The organism is Candidatus Neomarinimicrobiota bacterium (assembly GCA_021734025.1).
Classification (GTDB): Bacteria; Fidelibacterota; JAANXI01; order JAANXI01; family JAANXI01; genus JAANXI01.
This window is the reverse complement of the sequence record JAIPJS010000003.1, coordinates 252,295-273,221: the sequence shown is the minus strand read 5'-3', so window position 1 is coordinate 273,221 and position 20,927 is coordinate 252,295. Positions and strand designations below refer to the sequence as shown.

The following is a 20,927-nucleotide window of genomic DNA, read 5'->3' as shown; positions in this document are numbered from 1 at the left end:
ATTGTTTAATCCTCCTGTTTTGTATTAACTCTCATACGTTTTTCCTGAATTTCCTGCTGTAATCTTTTTATAACTTCGTTGATGGGAATCGCTCCCAGATCTCCGACGGTGTGCTGCCGAAGAGAGATAGTTCCGTTTTCGACTTCCCGGTCTCCAACAATGCCCATGTAGGGGACTTTCTGAAGTTCCGATTCCCGAATTTTCGCCCCGACCTTTTCGCTACGATCGTCAACTTCCACCCGGATACCGGCTTCAGTAAATTGCTTTTTCAGATCATGGGCGTATTCATGGTGATCATCAGTAATCGGCATAATCTGGAACTGCAACGGCGTCAGCCAGAGCGGCAATTCACCATATGTATGCTCTAACAGAATTCCAATGAATCGTTCCAGCGATCCCAGGATCGCGCGGTGTACCATCACCGGGCGCTCTTCATCACCGCTGGATGCGGTATAAGTCAAATCGAATCGCTCCGGCATCATGAAGTCCAGCTGCACGGTCCCAAGTTGCCAATCCCGATCCAGCGCGTCTTTTACAATAAAATCAATCTTGGGCCCATAGAAGGCGCCATCGCCCTCGTTAATATCATACTCATACCCCTGGGATTCTAACGCCTCTTTCAGGATTGATTCGGCATGCTCCCAGGTTTCCACATCTCCAATATGTTTTTCCGGCATGGTGGATAATTCGATCTCCACACTGTCAAAATCGAACAATTCGTAAGTATGGAGAATTGCTTCGACCAGGGTAACGACTTCGGACTGAATCTGCTCCACCATGCAGAAGATGTGCGCATCATCCTGGGCAAAGGAGCGGACCCGTGTCAGCCCGCCGGTGGCGCCGGTACGCTCATAGCGATGCAGGCGCCCGAAATCCGCTATACGAATGGGCAGGTCGCGGTAAGAGCGCTTCTGCGAGTCGTAGATAAAGGTATGGGTCGGGCAGTTCATTGGCTTCACCGCGTACTGCTGTTTGCCATCCAGCTGGGAGGTGAAGTACATATTTTCCTTGTAATTCTCGTAGTGTCCGGATCGGTGCCAAAGATCCAGATCCAGAATCTGTGGAGTGATTACTTCATCGTAATCCTGCTCTTGGTACATCTCCCGGATATGCTCGATAAGACCGTTATAAATTATGGTGCCCTTGGGATGAAAAAAGGGAGATGCCGGAGACTCCTTATGGAAGCTGAACAAATCTAATTCTTTGCCCAGTTTGCGGTGATCCCGCTTTTTGGCCTCCTCCAACTGTTCGATATACTTCTGCAGTTCTTTCTCGGTGGGCCAGCTGGTTCCGTAAATTCGCTGGAGCATCTGGTTATTTTCATCACCGCGCCAGTAGGCTCCGGCCACGTTCAACAGTTTGAAATGCTTAATCCATCCGGTGGATGGTGCGTGTGGACCGCGGCAGAGATCCACAAAATCGCCCTGCCAGTAGATGGACGCCGAATTGTCGCCTTCCTCATCCCGGATCTGCTTAAGTAACTCGATTTTGTACTGTTCATTCCGTTCGTCGAACAGATCGATAAGGTCATCGATGGACTTCTCTTCCCGTTCCACTTCGTAATCTTCATTCGCGATGGCCATCATCCGCTCTTCAATTTTCTCCAGATCTTCGTCGGAGAAGGTATCGTCCACGTCGATGTCGTAATAAAATCCCTTTTCAATCGGCGGGCCAATAGCGATCTGTGCCTCGGGATACAACTGCTTCACTGCCTGCGCCATTAAATGAGATGTGCTGTGCCAAAGCACTTCATGCCCCTCATCCGAATCGATGGTAATGATTTCTATGGAACAATCGTCTTCGATTGGACGGGTAATATCAACCTGTTTTCCATCAATTTTCGCTGCTACCGCAGCCCTGGCAAGCCCCTCACCAATTGAGCGGGCAACTTCGAGTGGAGTGGTACCTTTGGGATACGAGTGTGATGAGCCGTCTGGGAGAGTTACTGTGATTTCGTTCATTTAGTGTGAAATTCTTCATCTCATTTAATTAGCATTCTGTGTGGGCGATACAGGATTCGAACCTGTGACCCCTAGCGTGTCGAGCTAGTGCTCTGAACCAGCTGAGCTAATCGCCCTCATAGTCCTGTCCGTAGTCCGGACAAATCGTAGTGAATTTATCACTTGAGCCCCTGGAATGTCAAGCGGAAAAGCCGCTTATTCACCGCCATTAGTGGATGCGACGGCAAATCCGAGCTGCGCTCTGTATTCACTCTGATCCCGCAGGACCTGCCTGGCCGTTTGCAGCGTATTATCGTGTTCCAGATCAGCCCGGATTCTGGCCTTGGTTCCGCCATAGACCTGTGCCAGTTCTCTGGTCAATATCCTGGTGATCCAGTCCCGGCTGCTCTTTCGGTCTTTCCAATGCTCTTTCGAGGCAAAGTGCGATTCGAACGTCTCTACAGCTCCGGCAATATCCGGGCGCTCAAGTTCGGTGGTGTCCAGAGATGAAACAAACCGCTCAAAGTGCTTATGTGCGCCGGTCCTGTATTGAAATTCCTTTTGGTCAAGATAATCCAGGAAAGCGGTATATATTGAGTCGCTGACTTCCATGGACGGTGCTATGTCCGGATGATTATTGTGGTATGACACTGAGAAATGGAAGAAATGGTTCCCCGCCGCAATTGAACGAACTGCTCTCGGCATAGTGTCGGATTTGACTGTTAAGTCGGGAGTAATTCCTCCTCCACCGTACACTTTTCGGTCGTTCCGTGTGTAGAATATACTATCATCCCTGGTCGGCTCAGCAATCACGTCTTCGTTAAAATAATCCTGCTTTTGGATGAGCCGTCCACTCGGAATATAGTATTTCGCGGTAGTAATTTTGATCGCTGATTCCCGGGTCAGCGGCACCACGGTCTGTACCAGCCCTTTTCCGAAGGTGCTTTTCCCAAGGATGATCGCCCTGTCGAGATCCTGAAGAACCCCGGCGACAATCTCACTAGCGGATGCCGAACCGTGATCCACCAGCACGGCAATCGGAAGATCCTGTGGGACGACTGCCTCCCGATTTGTGGTGAAAGTATTATTTGATTTATCTGTCCGGCCTTTCGTGGATAAAACATCCACATCTGGCTCAACAAAGAGTTCAACTACATCCAGCGCCGAAGTCAGCAGTCCGCCTGGATTGCCCCGGAGGTCAAGAATAAGCCCGCTGGAATTTTCGATTGTGAGATCCTCAAAAGCCTTTCGCAGCTCGCTGTCGGAATTCTTTGAGAAAGATGTCAGACGGAGATACGCGATATCTTCGCCGATGTAGTCTGCATATGCCAGATCGTGAACTTCGATGCTTGCCCGCTCCAGCACAAAGGGAATCCGTTCCTCAAATCCAGGCCTGAGGATAGTAAGCGTCACATTGGTACCCGGCTCACCCCGCATATAGTTCGCCGCTTTGGATAGCCGCATTTCGGCAGTCCGGACTGTATCAATCTGGACAATTTTATCTCCCGCCTGAATCCCGGCACGCATCGCCGGACTACCTTCAATGGGGGCGATTACCGTTAATGTATCCTGCCGCACGCCTAACCGGATGCCAACTCCGCCGTATTTCCCTTCGGTCAGAGACTGGATATTGTGCTGATCCTCCTCTTCCAGATAGACTGTATACGGGTCCAGTGTCTCGAGCATCCCGGTGATTCCGGCCTCCACCAGCGCTTCCGGGTTGACCTGATCCACGTAATTCACCACCAGTTCCTTGTACAATTCGGTAAACAGTCTTATTTGTCGGCTGAGGTCCTCATAGTAATCCGCAAAGGCGAAGTAAGACGTACCAAGGATCAGCAGCAATGCTGCGATGGTTATTCGTAGTTTTCTATATCGAAAAAAATCTTTCATGACTCTGTTCTTTGTTTTGTGAGTGATTGAATATTTTGTTGGGTCAAGGTCCAGATATCCGAATGGAGCTCGTCAATGGATCGAGTCCCGGATAGAATGTGTGCCCGGTCAGGTTCGTCTTTTGCAATTTGCCGATAGCCATCACGAACGCGCTTCTTGAACTCCGCCTTCTCCATTTCCAATCGATCGGTCGGACCGTTAGACTGCCGGTTTTTAGCTATCTCCAATTCCACATCAATGATGAATGTCAGATCCGGAATTATCTCCTGGGTGGCCAATGCATTGAGATTCCGGATAAATTCTGTGTTGATCTGGCGCCCGTATCCCTGGTAGGCCATTGTGGAATCCGTATACCGATCGCAGATCACCACTACATTCCGGGCAAGGTGTGGCTCAATTTTTTCCGCAACCAACTGCGCCCGGCTGGCGGCATACAGTAACAATTCGGTCGTGTCCGCCATGTTCTGATGCCGGATATCCAGGAGCACGTCCCTGATCTTTTCCGAGATGTCCGTGCCGCCAGGCTCCCGAACCAATAACGCGTCATACCCTTCTTTGGTCAAGCGGTGGAGTAACATTGTCGCCTGGGTGGACTTACCCGAACCGTCTATCCCCTCGAAGGTAACCAGGAGCCCATTTTTAACATTCCGGTTATTCATAGCGCCAATTTACAACTCATATCTATGCAGAGTTAGTAGTCTGTCCCACATAAAATGAAATATAGCCAAGAGAGTGGAATAATTCCCATAGAATAAAGGGCCGATCACTCTCTGTTACCCTCCACAATGATCACAAATTCACCACGGGGTGAATTCTCATTAAAATGGGCGGTCATTTCCGAACAGGTCCCCCGGGCGAATTCCTCGAATTTTTTGGTAATTTCCCGGCCGACCACCACCTGGCGGTCTCCCCAGTACTCCTGAATATCTTCCAGCGTTTTCACGAGTCGATATTTCGATTCGTACAGCACTATCGTCCGGGATTCTTTTGCCATTTCCAGCAGCCGGGTATGCCGCCCCTTCTTCTTTGGAAGAAATCCCTCAAACACCCAGCGATCGGTCGGAAGGCCGGATGCCACAAGCGCTGATATCCCGGCCGAAGGACCCGGGATCGGTACGCATTTTATATTGTTGCGGATCGCTTCCCGTACCAGGTAAAACGCCGGATCGCTGATCCCCGGTGTACCGGCATCGGAGACGATGGCAATATCATCACCGGCCAGCAGTCGTTCGATTAATTGTGGGGTCTTTCCCTCTTTATTGTGATCGTGATAGCTTATCATTCTCGTTTCAATCCCGTACTCATTCAGCAACCGACCGGTGACGCGGGTGTCCTCCGCAGCAACTAAGGCAACCTCAGACAATATCCGCACCGCCCGGTAGGTGATGTCCGCCAGGTTGCCAATAGGTGTTGCAACGATATAAAGATTTCCGGTATCCATTCGAGTGCCATAACATACGAAACCCCGCCTGCATTATCCAACAGACGGGGTTCGATTGTTTCGCAGAGATCAGCTCAGAGTTATATCTCCGTCAGCGCCTTCTTCACAATTTCGATACCCTGGTCTATCTCCTCCGTTGAGACGTTCAGGTGTGGCCGGAACCTGATGGTTTTGGTTCCGCTGCCCAGAATTAGTGCGCCTTCCTTCCAGATAGCTTGCATCAACGTATTCCGGGTTTCGGAATCCGGAAGGTCAAACGCGCACATCAACCCCCTGCCTCTGGGATTAATAATCATCTCCGGATGTTGCTCCTTCAGTGTCAGGAGTTTTTCCTGTAGATAGTGCCCCTTCTGCTCAGCATGGCTGACCAGATTTTCCTCCTGGATAATTTCCAGGTAGATCATAAAGCGGACCATATCCACAATGTTGCCCCCCCACGTCGAATTGAGTCGACTCGATTCATGGAAGACATTCTTTTCAACATCGTCGATTCGATCGGTGCTCATGAATCCGCACACCTGGCTCTTTTTCCCGAAGGCAATCATGTCAGGATTTATCGAGAAGTGCTCGTGCGCCCAGAATTTACCGGTGATACCGACGCCTGACTGCACCTCATCCATCACAAACATGATATCGTGCTCGTCACAGATTTCCCGGAGCTGTACCATGAATGCATCGCGGAAATGGTTATCGCCACCTTCACCCTGGATGGGTTCGATGATGAGCGCGGCAATCGTATCCGGGTATTTCTCCAGGTATTCGTTAATCTCATTGATTGCCTTCTTCTCAAGCTTCTGCGCATTGGACAGGTTCTCCGCAGTGATCGGGAACGTTACCGCCGGAGTCGAAACCCGGGGCCAGTCGAATTTCGGAAAATACTGTGTTTTCCTCGGATCGGCGGTATTGGTCAGCGACAGCGTGTAACCCGTCCTGCCGTGGAAGGCTTTCTCAAAATGGAGGACCTTCATTGCATTGGGATCGATCTCATTTCCCTTGGCTAATTCCTTCTGGTATTTCCAGTCGAAAGAAGCCTTTAGGGCATTTTCTACTGCCAGTGCTCCACCACTAATAAAAAACATATATTTAAAATAGTCAGGCTTCGCTATATCTGTGAATGTCTCAACGAAGTCCGCCATCTGTGTGGAATAAATATCAGAATTCGTCGGCTTGTTAACAGCGGCCGCCGCCAGTTCCTCTTTGCGGGCAACCACCCTGGGATGATTCCAACCCACCGGCATACTGGCAAAACAAGAAAAGAGATCCAGGTAATCTCGTCCGGAGATAGGATCATGTACCCAGCTTCCGTGGCTTTTTTCCAAATCGACAATGGGTTCCAGCCCATCGGCCAACATATTCTTTCCAATGACTTCATGAACCTTTTCAGGCGCGGTTCTGGACATACTTCCACCCTTTCTGTTTATCCGTTTTTAAATAATGAAATTGTCTGAACATTGAATAACTGCAGTACACGGGATCGACTAGGTCATACCAAAATGCCAACGATACCAGATGATTTCTATGATAAATGTCGCTAGAAGCATTTTTTCTACCGATTGTCAATCTGTGCGCGTTGGAGAGTACCACTATGGTCTACATAACATGTCTGTGCTTCGGTATAGAACTCATACACTTCCCAGCCACCTTCACGATGCCCGTTGCCGGTGCTTTTAGTCCCACCGAAGGACATATGGCACTCTGCGCCAATTGTCGGGCCGTTGACATAGGTGATTCCGCAATGGATGTCATCGAATGCGGTAAATGCCCTGTTTACATCCTGGGTGTAGATACTGGAGGAAAGCCCGTATTCCACTCCGTTTAGCACATCGATAGCTTCATCTAAAGACTTTACCTTGATAATGCTGAGCACCGGACCGAAAATCTCCTCCTGCTCGATACGCATGCCAGGGGTTACATCGGTAAACACCGTGGGTTGATAGAACCAACCTTCGGACAGGCTACCTTTGTCAGCGATATCACCGCCAAGCCGCAGCGCAGCGCCTTCGTCCTGGCCAATTTGTACATAGTTATGAATCTTTTCACGCGCGCCCTCATTAATTACAGGCCCAACATCCACGGACTCGTCCAACCCGTCACCGAGTTTCAAATTTTTGGCTTTTTCAATCACCATTTCCACAAATTCGTCATGGACACCGTCCTGTACAATCAGGCGACTTGTGGCAGTACAACGTTGCCCCGTGGTGCCGAATGCTCCCCATAATACACCATCCAGTGCCAGATCAAGATTGGCGTCGTTCATCACAATTTGTGCATTTTTGCCCCCCATTTCAAGTGAGACGCGCTTCAAGCCTCCGCCGGCCTTGCTATTGATAATACTGCCGACCTCGGATGATCCGGTAAAAGATATTAAATCTACGTCATCGTGCTCGACGATAGCATTCCCAACGGTTGAGCCGCCGCCATGGACTAAATTAATCGCCTCCGGAGGGACCCCGGCATCGAGTAATATTTCGACAAACAAAGTTGCGGTCGCCGGCGTATCGCTGGCGGGCTTAAAGACTACCGTATTCCCAGAGAGTAATGCGGGAAAGGTTTTCCAGGTCGGTATCGCCATGGGAAAGTTCCACGGAGTAATCAATCCTGCAACGCCAATGGCTCGTCTCCTTGTCCACTGAGTTTTATTCGGGAGTTCAGACGGTACAGATCGACCGAAGAGTCTTCGGCCTTCACCAAATGCATAAAAGGCCGTATCGATTCCTTCCTGAGTATCGCCGCGGGTCTCATCAATCACCTTGCCCATTTCCCGCGTCATAAGCTGCGCAATTTCCTCCTTGCGCTCGACCATGATGTCGCCGGCCTTTTTCATAATTTCGCCGCGGACAGGAGCCGGAGTTTTTCTCCATGAATCAAATGCTTTGCGCGCTGCTAATACAGCTCTGTCTACATCTTCAGGAGTCGAACGCGGGAACGTCCCAATGACCTCACTCCATCGCGCCGGATTACGATTTTCAAAGCGCTCGCCGGATGACGAATCACACCACTCTCCGGAAATAAAATTCTGATATTCTTTGGCCATAAACTCCCCCCTGATACACGTTAAATTTTGAAGTGACTACTTCAGTGAGATAAGAAAAAATTAGAGACAGCCCTCTCTAAAATCAAGCGGATTAGATTAGGGAAACCGGTAAAATTCCGGAGTTATTCTTCCAGTGCGTCGTTAATTTCCCGGAGGGTTTCGTTCGAAGATTGTTCTTCAATAAATGGGAAGACAATTCGCTCCTCATGTCGAATATGTTCCATCAGTAGCTCTCCGATTCGGACAAGGATTTCAACAGAATGCGCCTGTCTGAGACGCCAGATTTCCCTGCGGAGTATAATATGCTGCTGCAGCATCTCCCAGATACATTCATCGGAATAATCGCCTTCACCGGCGAATATCGGCAGGAGAAAATCTTCTTCTTTGCGGAAATGCGGGTTGATTTCACTGTCCCACACATCGAGAAACTCGTGAGCAACTTCGCCTGGATTGAGGGTGTCTTCGGAATCACTGAGCTGGGTCAGCCTTCTGGCCCAGACCAATCCCGTATGATGTTCAGAAGAAAGCGTTACTAGTGCGTCGTGACGCTTCACGACACTTTGGCGCGCCTGTCAAACTGCCGGAGCATCTCATCGTTGGAACTTGTTTTTTCAATGAGATTCAACAGGGTTTCCAGAGCCTCACGCGCGCTGTACCGGCTGAGTTCCCGGCGAAGCCGCTGATGGGCGCTGGTCATTTTTCCGAACAATTTTTCCTCTTGCCTGGTACCGGATTCCAGAATATTCACTGCAGGATAAATCCGCTGCTCGGCCAATGTCCGGTCCAGCACTAACTCCATGTTACCGGTGCCCTTGAATTCCTCAAAAATGTAATCGTCCATGCGGCTGTTCGTCTCGACAAGTGCCGTGGCCGCAATGGTCAGGGACCCCTCGTCCTCGATTTTACGAGCCGCGCCAAATAAGGCCCGGGGAAATTCCATCGCACGGATGTCAATACCGCCGGTCATGGTCCGTCCGGAGCTCTTTTGGTTGGCATTGGCCGCCCGTCCGAGTCTGGTAAGCGAATCGACCAACATGACGACATCGTCGCCCATCTCAACCCTGCGCTTGGCGTAATCGAGGGTGAGTTCTGCTGTGCGGAGGTGATTCTGTGCATTTTGATCCTTGGAACTGGCAAAGACTTCCCCTTTGACCGAGCGCACCATATCGGTGACCTCCTCTGGCCGCTCATCGACCAGAAGCACAATGAGGTGCGACTCCTTATGATTTTTCTCCAGGGATTGTGCAATATTTTTCAGCAGCACGGTCTTCCCGCCCCTCGGCGGTGCAACGATGAGTGACCGCTGTCCCTTACCGATAGGAGCAACCGCATCGATAATCCGGCCGGTTTTATCACCACCATGCCGCTCCAGTTGAAACTTTTCAACCGGCGAAATCGGTACACCATTTCCAAACCGTGTAATCTGCTTCCATTTACTTACGGAAACGCCATTCACTCCCGAGACAGACTTTACCTGCAATCCACTCTCGCGTCCCGGCTCCGTATCACCTGCCACCAGGCAACCCTGGCGCAATTCGTTGTCCAAAATAATGTTCGGCGCCACAAAGATGTCATCATTTGTTCGCCGCCAATCGAGGGACTTTTTCCTGATAAATCCATATCCCCGATCTTCCATTTCGAGAATACCTTCAAACTCCTTACCCAAAGGATTTTTCTCCTTGCTTTAGTGTTAAAAAACCGATAAAAATTGTTGATGTGAGACTGGATGTTAAAACCAAATACCTAAAAGACCGTGACAAAAATAAAATAAGCGTTCGTCGCGAATTAGCAGTTCCGCCTGACGGGTCCGTCTCCTTTTACATTTCTTTCGATTGTTCTACCCAACAGTTTAGTAATATAATTGGTAATTTATATAAATGCACGAACTAAATTGAACAGGATTTCATTTAAGCAGGGTAATTTTCCGCACCTTCTTTTCACCGTTAAATTGGACCAACATAAAGTACATACCGCTGGTTACAGGTGTTCCATTCGAATTCGCTGCGTCCCAGGCATACGTTCCCAAATAGTTGGGTGGGTGCTCTGTATTGGCAATTGTCTTTATGTGCTGGCCAAGAATGTTAAACACGTCGATCCGGATCGGTCCGCCCTGCCTACCCGATTTGACGTCCAGTAAAACGGTTTCCCCATGTATATTATGGGAGAGGATCCATGGATTGTGTGTCAAAGAATCACCGGTGGGATAGGAGCCGGTGCCGGGATAACTAATCTGCATCCGCATATTCCAGTCGCCATCTAATTCGGTTTCATTTTCTCCCGAGCCAACCCTCAAATCACCTAATGCAAAGAATGAATTACTGTTTTGTGGTCGATAATAACTATTCCCGGAGAATCCAAGGGTATCAGAGTATCCTACTCCATTCGAGTCGGCATCCTGGTCAGGAACAACTATCAAACTCGCCTTATCCGTCTTGATATTAAGGGAGTCGAGTTGCCAGGTATTCCAGCCCCGGGATGGACTGTCCAGTCGGTTGGAAGCCAGTAAGCTCCCTTGTTTTTCATCCCGAAGTTCCAATGTCACCGGCAGAGTATTGTGCAGGTTCACGGACGCCTGTATAATTTCAGTCTCCGGAGACGGAAATGAAAAATCCGTGGCGGCGGTTCCTCCCTGGAGCGTAATATAGAAATTCGGCGGCCCGCCCGCGTAATCCAGGGTTTCGACGATCTGTCCGCCGGATCCGTTAAATGTCACCGAAAAAGAGGAATTGTCCGCCGGACTCGGGTTCGTCAGAACCAGCCAGGCGTTTCCGTAATCGTTATAATTGTTGAGCTGCTGGGTTGTGCTCGAATTCACATTAAAAGCCTGCTCCAGATTGGACTGACTGCCATCGGAGAGCATACTAGTGACGTCCAATGGAATTGACGTAGGCGGTAACACCTGGGCGGAGACATCCGAACCGCCGATTATCCGGATGTACGACGCCGAGTACCCTTTAATGGTTCCACGTTGGGCCGGCGTCGGAAAATTGGAAACAGTCATCGCAGGCTCCGGCGGGCCAATAGTAAACCCACCATACTTGTAGGTATCACCGGCGACAGCCGGTTCGAGGTATGCGTGCCCCACATTGGCAACGGACCAGTTAGTAAAAACACGTTTAAACCCGGGGATCCCATTGGCACTGAATACCGATTCCAGCGCATCTGTTCCGTTCCCGGGATTATGGGTGATTTGCCGGAGTACATTCGTTCCGTATTGAGTATACAGGTACAGTGTCCAAAGCCCAACTTTCGTATAATCCTCAATGCTCTGATCAAACGTGGTTAAATTTCGGGAGGGCGATCCGAGAAAATGCGAAAAGTTACGCCCCGGCAACCCAAACAGGTGGGCCGTCACTTCCGAAAGTCCCTCGTTTACCCACAGTTCCTCATCCCGGTCATACGCAAAGTGAATCAGATGCTGCATCTCATGGGCAGCCGTCATCATGGTGTTGAGGAAGTTTCCGGATTGCAACCCCGGATTGGTATCAATATACAGTATATCACTCCGGTTGCCGGACTGATTCGTCTGATCAGCCGGGTCAAAATATCCCGCGATAAAATTGCCGCCCTCTCCCGGTTTGTAATTATCCCTGACATCGATAAGCAGAATAACTATCTTGCCGTTCCCGTCAATATCCGGGGGCTGACCAAACAGCTCGATCTCCCCCTCATAAATTCCCATCTCCGGGAACACTGATCCGGATGGTGTCTCTTCCAGCATGGCACCTCGGAGGTCCTCGATAGTTTGCGAGATAACTCGTGAGGATTCCCATTCGGACGTCTCCACGAAAATGTCAAGATCCGCGCTGGTAAATACCTTGGTAAAGTCGACGTCTTCGATGAATTCGTTCGATTGCTCTGCCACGTTTTTCCGAATATTGAAAGTGGTATCGGCGGCGAGGGATGGCTTCTCCAACGGACGAACGAAAACCGGACTGCTTACAGGTTTACTTGTTTGGGGAAATCCGCATAATCCGTGATTGATTAGGGTTAACTGATTTGCCAGAGATGGTAGGGGTGTAAACAATAATGCAAGTCCAATCACGAACGTCAGCAGTTGCTTCATTTACAGGAATTTCCCGGTGAAACGCTCAATATCCTTATCCTTCCCGGCAATTACCAAAATATTCCCTTCCTCCAGAGTGGTCTGGCTGTCTGGTACGGCGTTTTGCATAGATTCCTTTACGGTCTCCCCATCCTCATGTTCCGTAACCTCCCTCTTGTGAATACTGACTATATTCAGGTGATAATTTTTCCGAAAATCGATTTCGCCGAGGGTTTTGCCTACTAAATCTTTGGGGGTCTCCACACGGATTAGGTTATAGTCTTCTCCAAGCTCCAAGTAATCCACCAGGTTCGGCCGAAGCAAGCGATGCGCCGTCTTTTTCCCGACTTCATCTTCAGGTGAGATAATCTCATCGGCCCCGATCTGCTCCAGAATTTTCCGGTGGATCGGATTACTGGCACGGGTGATGACTTTTTCCACACCGAGTTGTTTTAAATATGCAGCCGTCAATAAATTCGCCTCGAAATTTTCGCCGATAGCCACAATTGCGGCGTCCATATCCTGAAGTCCCAGAGAACGCAAGGCAGACGGGTCGGTGGAATCCAGTTTGACCGAATACGAAATATAATCGTGTAATTCCTCAACACGCTCCATGTCTGAATCGACTGCGATTACCTCGGCTCCTTCCTGGGCCAGGGTGAGCGCAACCTGTCGTCCAAATACACCTAAACCAATAACTACAAATTTACTCATTTTTCCATCCTTTTAGCCTATCATCACAGATTCTTCCGGGTATTCGTACAATTGTTTTTGCTCGGATTTCCCCAGGGCGATGACCAACGCAAGCGGTCCGACGCGTCCCAGGTACATTGTAAGCGTTATAATCACACGCCCGACATCCGTTAATTCCGGTGTAGCCCCCATGGATAACCCCACCGTCCCAAATGCCGATACGGCTTCAAAAAACAGGACCATTACATCCTGGCTTTCAAAAATCGTCAACAGTATAAAACTAATCCCGATAACCAATTGCGCTGCCAAGATAAGAATCAGACTTTGCTGTAGCAATCTGGATGGTATGGTCATGTAGCGGTATTCCACCCGCCGTTTCCCTCGCAATTGCCCCCACAACGCCTGCAGTGACAGGAAAAAAGTCGTTGTTTTAATACCACCGCCGGTCGATCCCGGGCTGGCCCCGATAAACATTAATGCCATTATTCCGAGGATGGCCGGTAGCGCCATGCCTCCGATATCTATGGTATTAAACCCAGCGGTTCTGGATGTGATTGACTGGAAAAGACTGTGCATTATCGTCCGGAAGTTCAGCGTCCATCCGGCCCCATAACCATAATTCGTCAGCCAGATCCACAGTGCACCACCAACGATGAGTACACCGGAAACCCGGAGGACGATATTAGTTTGAGAGTTCAGCCGGACTCGTTTCTTCCCCAGCGGGCCAATCGTTCCGAAGAAGCGATGACCGAACATGTTCGACAGCACCGGGAATCCCATGCCACCGAGAATGATTAAACCGGCAAACACCCCGACAAGAATTGAACTATCTTCAAATCCCATAAGACTGTTTGAGAACGTGGAAAAGCCTGCGTTACAAAATGCAGAGACCGCGTGGAACAGCGAAATAAACAGCCGATCGCTCTCCGGGAACGCATTCGTTGGGAACAATTCATACATCGCCACTATACCAATAGCCTCGATGAAAACCGTCAGACCCAAGACCTGCCACAGAGTCTGCCCGATTTTCGACATGTTCTCATCGGAAAGCAAGTCCCGGAGCACAAACCGCTGATGGATACTCATCTTGGAACCCAGCACCGCAACGAAAAGCGCTGCCATTGTCATAATTCCGAGCCCCCCCGCTTGCATCAACAACAGAATAACCCACTGGCCAAACCGGGTAAAATATGTTCCTGTGTCCACGACAATAAGTCCCGTAACGCACGTGGCACTGGTAGATGTAAATAACGCGTCCACAAAAGAGATATCGCTGGGAACCGTCGCTTTTGGCAGCAACAGCAACCCGGTTCCGATAAGGATAATCACTGCGAAACTCCCAAGGAGGAGCGTAATTGGCTGAAACCTGGAAAAGGCAAATTTCTGCCCGAATTTCAGCGCCGAAAAAAAGGTGGCAAACAGGATGTATACCTGAGTGAGCAGGATAAAGATCTTGGCAATTTTTCTGACCGGAACATCACGCAACTCCTGTGATAACAACGGCAACTGCCACCAGGGATTATAGACCAGGAAAAAGAGGAAAAGTCCGGCGAAAAAGGTAAAATTCAGCCAGTTATACCGGAGAAAGGTGCGCTTATCGCTGACGATGGCCAATTTGAGCAAATCATGCCCGATAAATAAAAACAGAACCCCATAATCGTAATAGTGCAAAATCCGCAGGGTGGAGTCGGATACGTAATACCCGTATTCGATAACCAGGGAACCGATAACGCCGATTCCCAACACCAGCATAATATTGTTGATGAGTGTGAGGACAAACTCTCGTTTGGTGGGATCCATTCCTACTCTGACGTCTGTGGTTACTGCATGGAATGCCGCTCGTGGACCGGTTCACGGGTCATAAGGTCCGTGATGGCCTGATGCGGATCTTTATCGTGAAACAGTACATTGTGGACTTCTTCAGATATCGGCATTTCTACATTCAATTCGGCGGCCATCTGGTGCACAGATTTTGTCGTCTTGACACCTTCGGCAACCATTTTCATTTTTCCAATGATATCATCGAGCTTATTTCCTTTGCCGATCTCTTCCCCCACATGGCGATTTCGGCTGTGCTGACTCAGGCAGGTGACGATAAGGTCGCCAATGCCGGAGAGGCCTGAAAACGTCTGCTCCTTCGCCCCCGCAGCCAGACCGAGACGAGTGATTTCCGTAATGCCGCGGGTCATAAGTGCCGCCTTCGGATTATCGCCGAACTCCATTCCATCCAGAATCCCGGCGGCTATGGCAATAACATTTTTGACCGAACCACCAAGTTCAGCCCCGATAATATCATTATTCGTATAGACCCGGAATGTTTTGTCCATAAGCAATTGTTGAGCGCGCTCCGCCGCTTTCAGCGAATCCGATGCCGCGACCACGGCGGTTGGAATGTCCCGGCTGACCTCCTCCGCGTGACTGGGGCCGGAGACGGTCACGATATCCTGAGACGTCACAGATTCCAGCTCCTGGCTGATAACCTGACTCATCCGAAGCCGGGTATCGTTTTCGATGCCTTTGGCTACGTTGATGATTAACTGCGGTGCAAAGGCCAATCCAGCCATCTGGCTGACCACAGTGCGCATGGCGTGGGACGGTACTGCCAGAAGTAATTCACTCATTCCCTGCAGCTCATCCAGGCTGTTTGTGTAGGTAATCGCTTCAGGAAGTGTGATACCCGGAAGATAATCCTGACTCCCGTTGGTCTCCTTCAGCTCCTCGAATTCATCTTGCTCAAACACCCAGACCGTGACATCGTGTCCGTTCAGGGACAACCTTCTGGAGAGTGCCAATCCCCAACTTCCGGCGCCAATAAGTCCAATTTCAGCCATCGTATATAATCACCTTCTATTCGGATTTCCCAATTTCGCCTATAACGACGGGTTGACTCTGGTACTTTTCAAAATGCTCCATAAAAAAGTCAGCCTCTTCCGCCGGCACTACAGTAACGAGCCCAATACCGCAATTAAATGTGCGCCGCATCTCGTGGTCGCTAATATCACCTGTTTCCTTTATTAATCTGAACAACGGCGGAAGTTCCCATGCGTCCCAGTCGACACTCAGGGAAAGACCGTCCGGAATAATCCGGCTGGAGTTTCCCAGCAATCCGCCGCCGGTTATATGTGCAATGCCCTTCAGGCGGGAATCTCCAATTAACGGACGAATCTCATTTTGATACGATTTGTGAACTCTCAGGAGCGCCTCGCCAATGGTTTCTCCGAGTTCGTCCCGATATGTATCCACGTCAAATTCCTCAAGTAACACTTTACGTGCCAGGGTATATCCGTTAGTATGCAGGCCAGTTGATTGCAATCCGACGACAACATCCCCTTCACTGATATTTCCTCCGTTAATTATATGATCCCGTTCGACTACTCCGACAATTGTTCCGGCGACATCGTATTCACCGGGAGTATAAAAGCCCGCCATTTCAGCCATTTCTCCGCCGATGAGTACACAGGAGTTCTCTTTGCACGCCTTAGCAAACCCGCTGACCACTTCGCTGACAACCTGTTCTTCCATTTTTCCGATGCCGATGTAGTCCAGAAAAAACATCGGTACAGCGCCGCTGGTCAGGATATCGTTCACACAATGATTCACCAAATCCTGTCCGATGGTGGAATGGATACCGGTCTTAAACGCCACCTTCAGCTTTGTTCCGACTCCATCAGTGGAGGAAACTAATACCGGATTGGTATAATTATCTTTGGGAAAGGCATAAAATCCGCCGAACTGACCGACGTCACTAAGCACATTGTCGTTATAGGTTTCGCGCACCATCTCTTTGATATTTTTGACCGCAGATTCGCCAGCATCAATGTCTACTCCAGCATCTTTATAGGATATTCCCATGGATTATTCCTTTGGCTACACCTTGTGAATTTTGATTCGACCTGTTGCTCTATTTTGAGAAGATAAACATAACATTTTTTCCAGAGATTTGCACAAAATAAAAGATGCCATCTTTCGGTAAAATGGCATCGTTAGTTCATCCAATAATTCAGTGGATAAAGATTAGCCTCGCAATCTCAATGCGAGGCTAATGATTGGATCCTTTGGCTCTTATTTAAAGTCCGGCTTTTATAGTGATACCCTAGCGGAGTTTGAACTCAATCACTCCTCATATAATGCATCGATTTCTTCTTTAAACCGTTCCTCCACCACGTGACGCTTAATACTCAACTTCGGGGTGAGAGTTCCGTCTTCGATGGTGAACTCACTCGGCAACAGCAGGAATTTCTTTACCTTCTCGTACCGGGCGAAATCCGCCTGCTGGCGCTCAACTTCCTCCTCGAAGAACTCATATACCTGCTCTTGCTCCACCAAATCCTCCCGGGAAGTATATTGGATATTTTCTTTGTCCGCCCAGGCTTCCAGAGCTTCGAAGGTTGGAACAATCACCGCGCTCACGAATTTCCTTTTATCGCCGATAAGGATGACCTGTTCTACATACTGACTGTTGGCAATAGATCCTTCCAACGGTTGCGGCGCTACGTTCTTGCCACCGGATGTGACAATGAGGTTTTTCTTCCGATCGGTGATCTTCAGAAAATTGTCATGGTCCAGTTCCCCAACATCACCGGTGTGAAACCAACCTTCTTCATCAATGGCTTCGGTGGTCGCCTCTTCATTTTTATAATACCCTCTCATTACGTGTGGGCCGCGAGTGAGTATTTCGCCATCCACCGCAATTTGAACTTCCACGTTTTCTAGTGGTTGCCCAACCGTGCCTATCTTGTAACTTTCGGGTTCGTTTACGGAAATAACGGGCGAGGTTTCTGTAAGGCCATACCCTTCGAGAATCAGAATTCCTGCACTCTCGAAAAACCGCCCGATTTCCGGTGAAAGTGGAGCCCCGCCGGAGACAAAAAACCGGAGTTCTCCTCCGACGCGCTCATGCAGCTTGGAGAAAACCAGATTATGTGCCAGATTGTACCGGAATTTTAAGCCACCGCCGACGGGTCCCGCCTTTTGCTTCTCCTTGTATTCCTGCCCAACCTTTATGGCCCATGCGAAAATCTTCCTTTTGATAGCAGAGCCCTGCTGAGCCGCCTCGTTGACCTTCATATACATTTTTTCATACAAGCGGGGTACACTGGTCATCACCGTGGGATGTACCTCTCCCATGTTATCTGCCACAGTTTCGATGCTTTCGGCGTAATAAATGGTGCTGCCGGCAGTCGTGGGTAAAAAGTGCCCCGCCATGCGCTCAAAGCTGTGACTCAGCGGCAGAAATGACAGAAACCGGTCATCCGTTCCGACCCGGACCCGTTGCAGGCTGGCCTCGATATTGGAGGTCAGGCTCCGATGGGTCAGCATAACCCCTTTGGGAGCACCGGTGGTGCCGGATGTGTAAATGAGGGTCAGCAGGTCGTCCGGCTGCAGTTCCTGCCAATACGCCTTGAGATTAAAATCTTCCGCAGCGTTTATAGAATTGCCACGGCTAATCAACTCATCCCAGGTGATGACGTAATCCTCCTCAAAGATATCACTGTTATCCATAACGATTATGTGTGTCAACTGTTCGACCTGATTGAAAATTTCCAGCACCTTCTTTGTCTGGACTTCATTTTCCGCGAACAGAACTTTTACGTCACCATTATTCAGGATGTATTGAATCTGCTTCGGAATGAGGGTCGGATAGACCGGGACATTAATTGCCGAAAGCGAGAGAATGCCGTAATCAGCAATAGCCCATCGCGGCGAATTCTCTGACAAGATTGATACTTTATCCTCACCAGATATGCCAAGTGCGTGCAGCCCCCTTGAAACTCTCTCCACTTCCTGTCCGACTTCCTGAAATGTGAGTGTTTTCCAAACCCCGTCTTTTTTATATCCCAGACAGTTATTGCCGGCAAATCGTTCAACGTTTGTCCAAAACATCTCCGGAATGGTTGAGAATTTCATGATAGGCTCCTTTATTTGGTAGTGAGCTGTGTATCCGATTTGGTTTTCGCAGATTTATTCGGATAGTAATGACAAGCAATATTCTTGCCGACTTGGTCCCCTGGTGATGAAAAGATCCTTTGAGTTTGGTCAGGCGTATGCTATATTTTTCACGCTTTGCCGAGGTGGTGAAACTGGCAGACGCGCCGGATTCAAAATCCGGTTCCCGCAAGGGAGTGCGGGTTCGACTCCCGCCCTCGGCACCAGGTCAAAGCCCTGATTTTCCATGCAGGAAAATACAGGGCTTTTTCTATTGCTAAAATATATAATTAGTTTTTCGCACTTCGTATGCGTCTCTGCAATAATTCATCTGATCCCCCGGGCTCAGTAATAGCGCAACAGGTTCTCCTCCTGTTCCGCCTTTTCCCTTGGTTTGATGACCGAAGGCCGCGAATATTGCAGGAGGACACTCGGACGAAAATTCACCCCCTGTAACAGCAAATCCATCACAACAGCATTTTCTCTGGCTTCTGTTTCACCAAAAAACCACCGTGACTGGTATACGCCCTGCCCCATGGCGATGGCATCGATTTCTCCAATGTACGGGCTGTCATCCCAGGTCAACCGACGCATCTTATCCGGATTCCCATACTTTTTCACCAGCACCTCTTCAATCCGGCGAAAGGTATCATAAAAATCCTGCAAATCGGCACCATCCTGATGGAGATAGGTGTATGACGCCTGCCAAAACTGATCATGATGAAAATAAAGCCGAACGTAGACGGAATCTTCAGCAACGGTGTCATACCATGCTAACGCTGTTGAATCTTGCCTGTCATAGGACTGCCTGTTTAGGGCGGCTTTTGCCGATTGGATGTCCGCCCCCCACCGGACGCCCCGGAAGCCATTAAGATACCGAAAACCGTCGCCAGCTGGGACCTCCGGTGACTCAGATTCGCTCACCGGCTCATTTTGTGCGGCCATGATGGAATCCAGTTCGGCTTTGGTCACCATCATGGTATCATCCTGACCATAATAAATCACGCTGTCTGGCGTGTTCCCCTGCGCAAATATTGTACTTCCGACAAACAGGCTGCCCAGCAATACCGCAACTCGTATCATTCGTAATTTTATCATAAATAGCCCACTATGGATTTTTCATCAGTTGGTTGATCAACGCACCTGCTATTGAAATTAGTAGTGCGCCAAAGACAGCAGACCAGAATCCCGCCACAAAAAAGCCCGGAATGAGCACCGATGTGAGTGCCAGAACAATACCATTCACCACAAGCGCAAACAAACCGAACGTCATTATAGTAATTGGCAGCGTTATCACCAGTAACACGGGACGCAAGACAGCATTTAAAATACCAAGTAACAGCGCGGTGACAATGAGCGTCAAAACACCTTCAGCATGGATTCCGGGTAATATTCGTTCAGTCAGCAAGACCGCACAAAAGGTCACAAACCATCGCGTTAAAAACGGATTCCTTCTCATAAGCCCTCTTTAATAGTTGAAAAGAGTCATTCGGTCGAGTCAGATTCTTCTGATCCCTGTTCTGAATCATTATTGTTAAAAAGTGCGGGCAGGTAGCGTAAAATATAGTAGGCCAGCCCGGTGAATACGACAGACTCAATTACCAGTCCGACACCGACGAGGATACCTGCAGCACCTGCTGTCCAGACGGAAACCGCGGTGCGCATACCATTTGATTTTTCCTGCTCAGTAAAAAGTACGGCACCCCCCAAAACCCCTATGGCTAACACCGCCAGAGCGACTATGAGCCCGGGATCAGCAGCAGCTGACATATCTCCAACATGTATGGAAGCGATTGCAAAAGCCGTTGATCCAACCGCGATCAAAATTAGCATCCGGAAGCCGGTGCGATTGCGCTGTTTCCGTTCATAACCGAGTATTCCGCCCAATGCGCCGGACAAAAATAATTTAAATATCGAGATAATCAGCCCGATCATGGAAAACCCTCGCTGTCTCTC

17 protein-coding genes and 2 tRNA genes are annotated in these 20,927 nt (G+C 49.4%); 1 reads left to right on the top strand and 18 read right to left on the bottom strand.

All coding sequences use genetic code 11. The annotated features are described in order from the left end of the window. Nucleotides 1-5 precede the first annotated feature (5 nt). The 15 genes from thrS to K9N57_05265 form a co-directional block, all read right to left on the bottom strand. Entirely contained in the window at nt 6-1,961 is a 1,956-nt protein-coding gene (gene thrS, locus K9N57_05335; GenBank protein MCF7803591.1) for a threonine--tRNA ligase, read from the bottom strand. A gap of 41 nt (nt 1,962-2,002) precedes the next feature. Beyond that, a tRNA-Val gene (locus K9N57_05330) sits at nt 2,003-2,077 on the bottom strand. Nucleotides 2,078-2,156: 79 nt separating this feature from the next. Further along, a complete protein-coding gene (locus tag K9N57_05325) occupies nt 2,157-3,833 on the bottom strand; it encodes a S41 family peptidase (protein ID MCF7803590.1) in 1,677 nt (558 codons plus the stop codon). Continuing rightward, on the bottom strand, nt 3,830-4,492 hold the full coding sequence (tmk, locus tag K9N57_05320; protein ID MCF7803589.1) for a dTMP kinase: 663 nt from the start codon (nt 4,490-4,492) through the stop codon (nt 3,830-3,832). The genes K9N57_05325 and tmk overlap by 4 nt, the downstream gene beginning before the upstream one ends. 104 nt (nt 4,493-4,596) lie before the next feature. Then, nucleotides 4,597-5,274: a 16S rRNA (cytidine(1402)-2'-O)-methyltransferase gene (rsmI, locus tag K9N57_05315; protein MCF7803588.1), complete on the bottom strand. Its 678-nt coding sequence runs from the start codon at nt 5,272-5,274 to the stop codon at nt 4,597-4,599. 80 nt (nt 5,275-5,354) lie between these two features. Next, on the bottom strand, nt 5,355-6,674 hold the full coding sequence (gene lat, locus K9N57_05310; GenBank protein ID MCF7803587.1) for an L-lysine 6-transaminase: 1,320 nt from the start codon (nt 6,672-6,674) through the stop codon (nt 5,355-5,357). Nucleotides 6,675-6,820: 146 nt separating this feature from the next. Beyond that, nucleotides 6,821-8,308: an aldehyde dehydrogenase family protein gene (locus tag K9N57_05305; protein ID MCF7803586.1), complete on the bottom strand. Its 1,488-nt coding sequence runs from the start codon at nt 8,306-8,308 to the stop codon at nt 6,821-6,823. A gap of 122 nt (nt 8,309-8,430) precedes the next feature. Then, entirely contained in the window at nt 8,431-8,862 is a 432-nt protein-coding gene (locus tag K9N57_05300) for a hemerythrin domain-containing protein (protein MCF7803585.1), read from the bottom strand. Next, nucleotides 8,859-9,944, bottom strand: a complete 1,086-nt coding sequence (gene rho / locus K9N57_05295; GenBank protein ID MCF7803584.1) for a transcription termination factor Rho — start codon at nt 9,942-9,944, stop codon at nt 8,859-8,861. Before rho ends, K9N57_05300 begins: the two co-directional genes overlap by 4 nt. A gap of 267 nt (nt 9,945-10,211) precedes the next feature. After that, nucleotides 10,212-12,374 (bottom strand): T9SS type A sorting domain-containing protein, encoded by a 2,163-nt coding sequence (locus K9N57_05290; protein ID MCF7803583.1) that lies wholly within the window; start codon nt 12,372-12,374, stop codon nt 10,212-10,214. After that, nucleotides 12,375-13,067 carry a TrkA family potassium uptake protein gene (locus tag K9N57_05285; protein MCF7803582.1) on the bottom strand — a complete coding sequence of 231 codons (693 nt, stop codon included), beginning with the start codon at nt 13,065-13,067 and terminating at the stop codon, nt 12,375-12,377. It abuts the gene before it with no gap. A gap of 12 nt (nt 13,068-13,079) precedes the next feature. Then, nucleotides 13,080-14,846 carry a hypothetical protein gene (locus K9N57_05280; protein ID MCF7803581.1) on the bottom strand — a complete coding sequence of 589 codons (1,767 nt, stop codon included), beginning with the start codon at nt 14,844-14,846 and terminating at the stop codon, nt 13,080-13,082. A gap of 20 nt (nt 14,847-14,866) precedes the next feature. Continuing rightward, nucleotides 14,867-15,877 (bottom strand): NAD(P)H-dependent glycerol-3-phosphate dehydrogenase, encoded by a 1,011-nt coding sequence (locus K9N57_05275; protein ID MCF7803580.1) that lies wholly within the window; start codon nt 15,875-15,877, stop codon nt 14,867-14,869. A gap of 16 nt (nt 15,878-15,893) precedes the next feature. Next, nucleotides 15,894-16,898 (bottom strand): phosphoribosylformylglycinamidine cyclo-ligase, encoded by a 1,005-nt coding sequence (purM, locus tag K9N57_05270; GenBank protein MCF7803579.1) that lies wholly within the window; start codon nt 16,896-16,898, stop codon nt 15,894-15,896. A 261-nt stretch (nt 16,899-17,159) separates the two neighbouring features. Beyond that, nucleotides 17,160-18,953 carry a long-chain fatty acid--CoA ligase gene (locus K9N57_05265; GenBank protein ID MCF7803578.1) on the bottom strand — a complete coding sequence of 598 codons (1,794 nt, stop codon included), beginning with the start codon at nt 18,951-18,953 and terminating at the stop codon, nt 17,160-17,162. Between the two features lie 158 nt (nt 18,954-19,111). Here K9N57_05265 and K9N57_05260 point away from each other — a divergent pair. Further along, nucleotides 19,112-19,198, top strand: a tRNA-Leu gene (locus tag K9N57_05260). A 118-nt stretch (nt 19,199-19,316) separates the two neighbouring features. Here K9N57_05260 and K9N57_05255 read toward each other — a convergent pair. From K9N57_05255 to K9N57_05245, 3 genes are read right to left on the bottom strand one after another with little or no spacing between them, the layout of a single operon-like run. After that, nucleotides 19,317-20,069 (bottom strand): hypothetical protein, encoded by a 753-nt coding sequence (locus tag K9N57_05255; protein MCF7803577.1) that lies wholly within the window; start codon nt 20,067-20,069, stop codon nt 19,317-19,319. A 10-nt stretch (nt 20,070-20,079) separates the two neighbouring features. Next, nucleotides 20,080-20,430, bottom strand: coding sequence for a phage holin family protein (locus K9N57_05250; protein MCF7803576.1), 351 nt, complete (start codon nt 20,428-20,430; stop codon nt 20,080-20,082). A gap of 26 nt (nt 20,431-20,456) precedes the next feature. Further along, nucleotides 20,457-20,906: an MgtC/SapB family protein gene (locus K9N57_05245; protein ID MCF7803575.1), complete on the bottom strand. Its 450-nt coding sequence runs from the start codon at nt 20,904-20,906 to the stop codon at nt 20,457-20,459. Between the last annotated feature and the right edge of the window lie 21 nt (nt 20,907-20,927).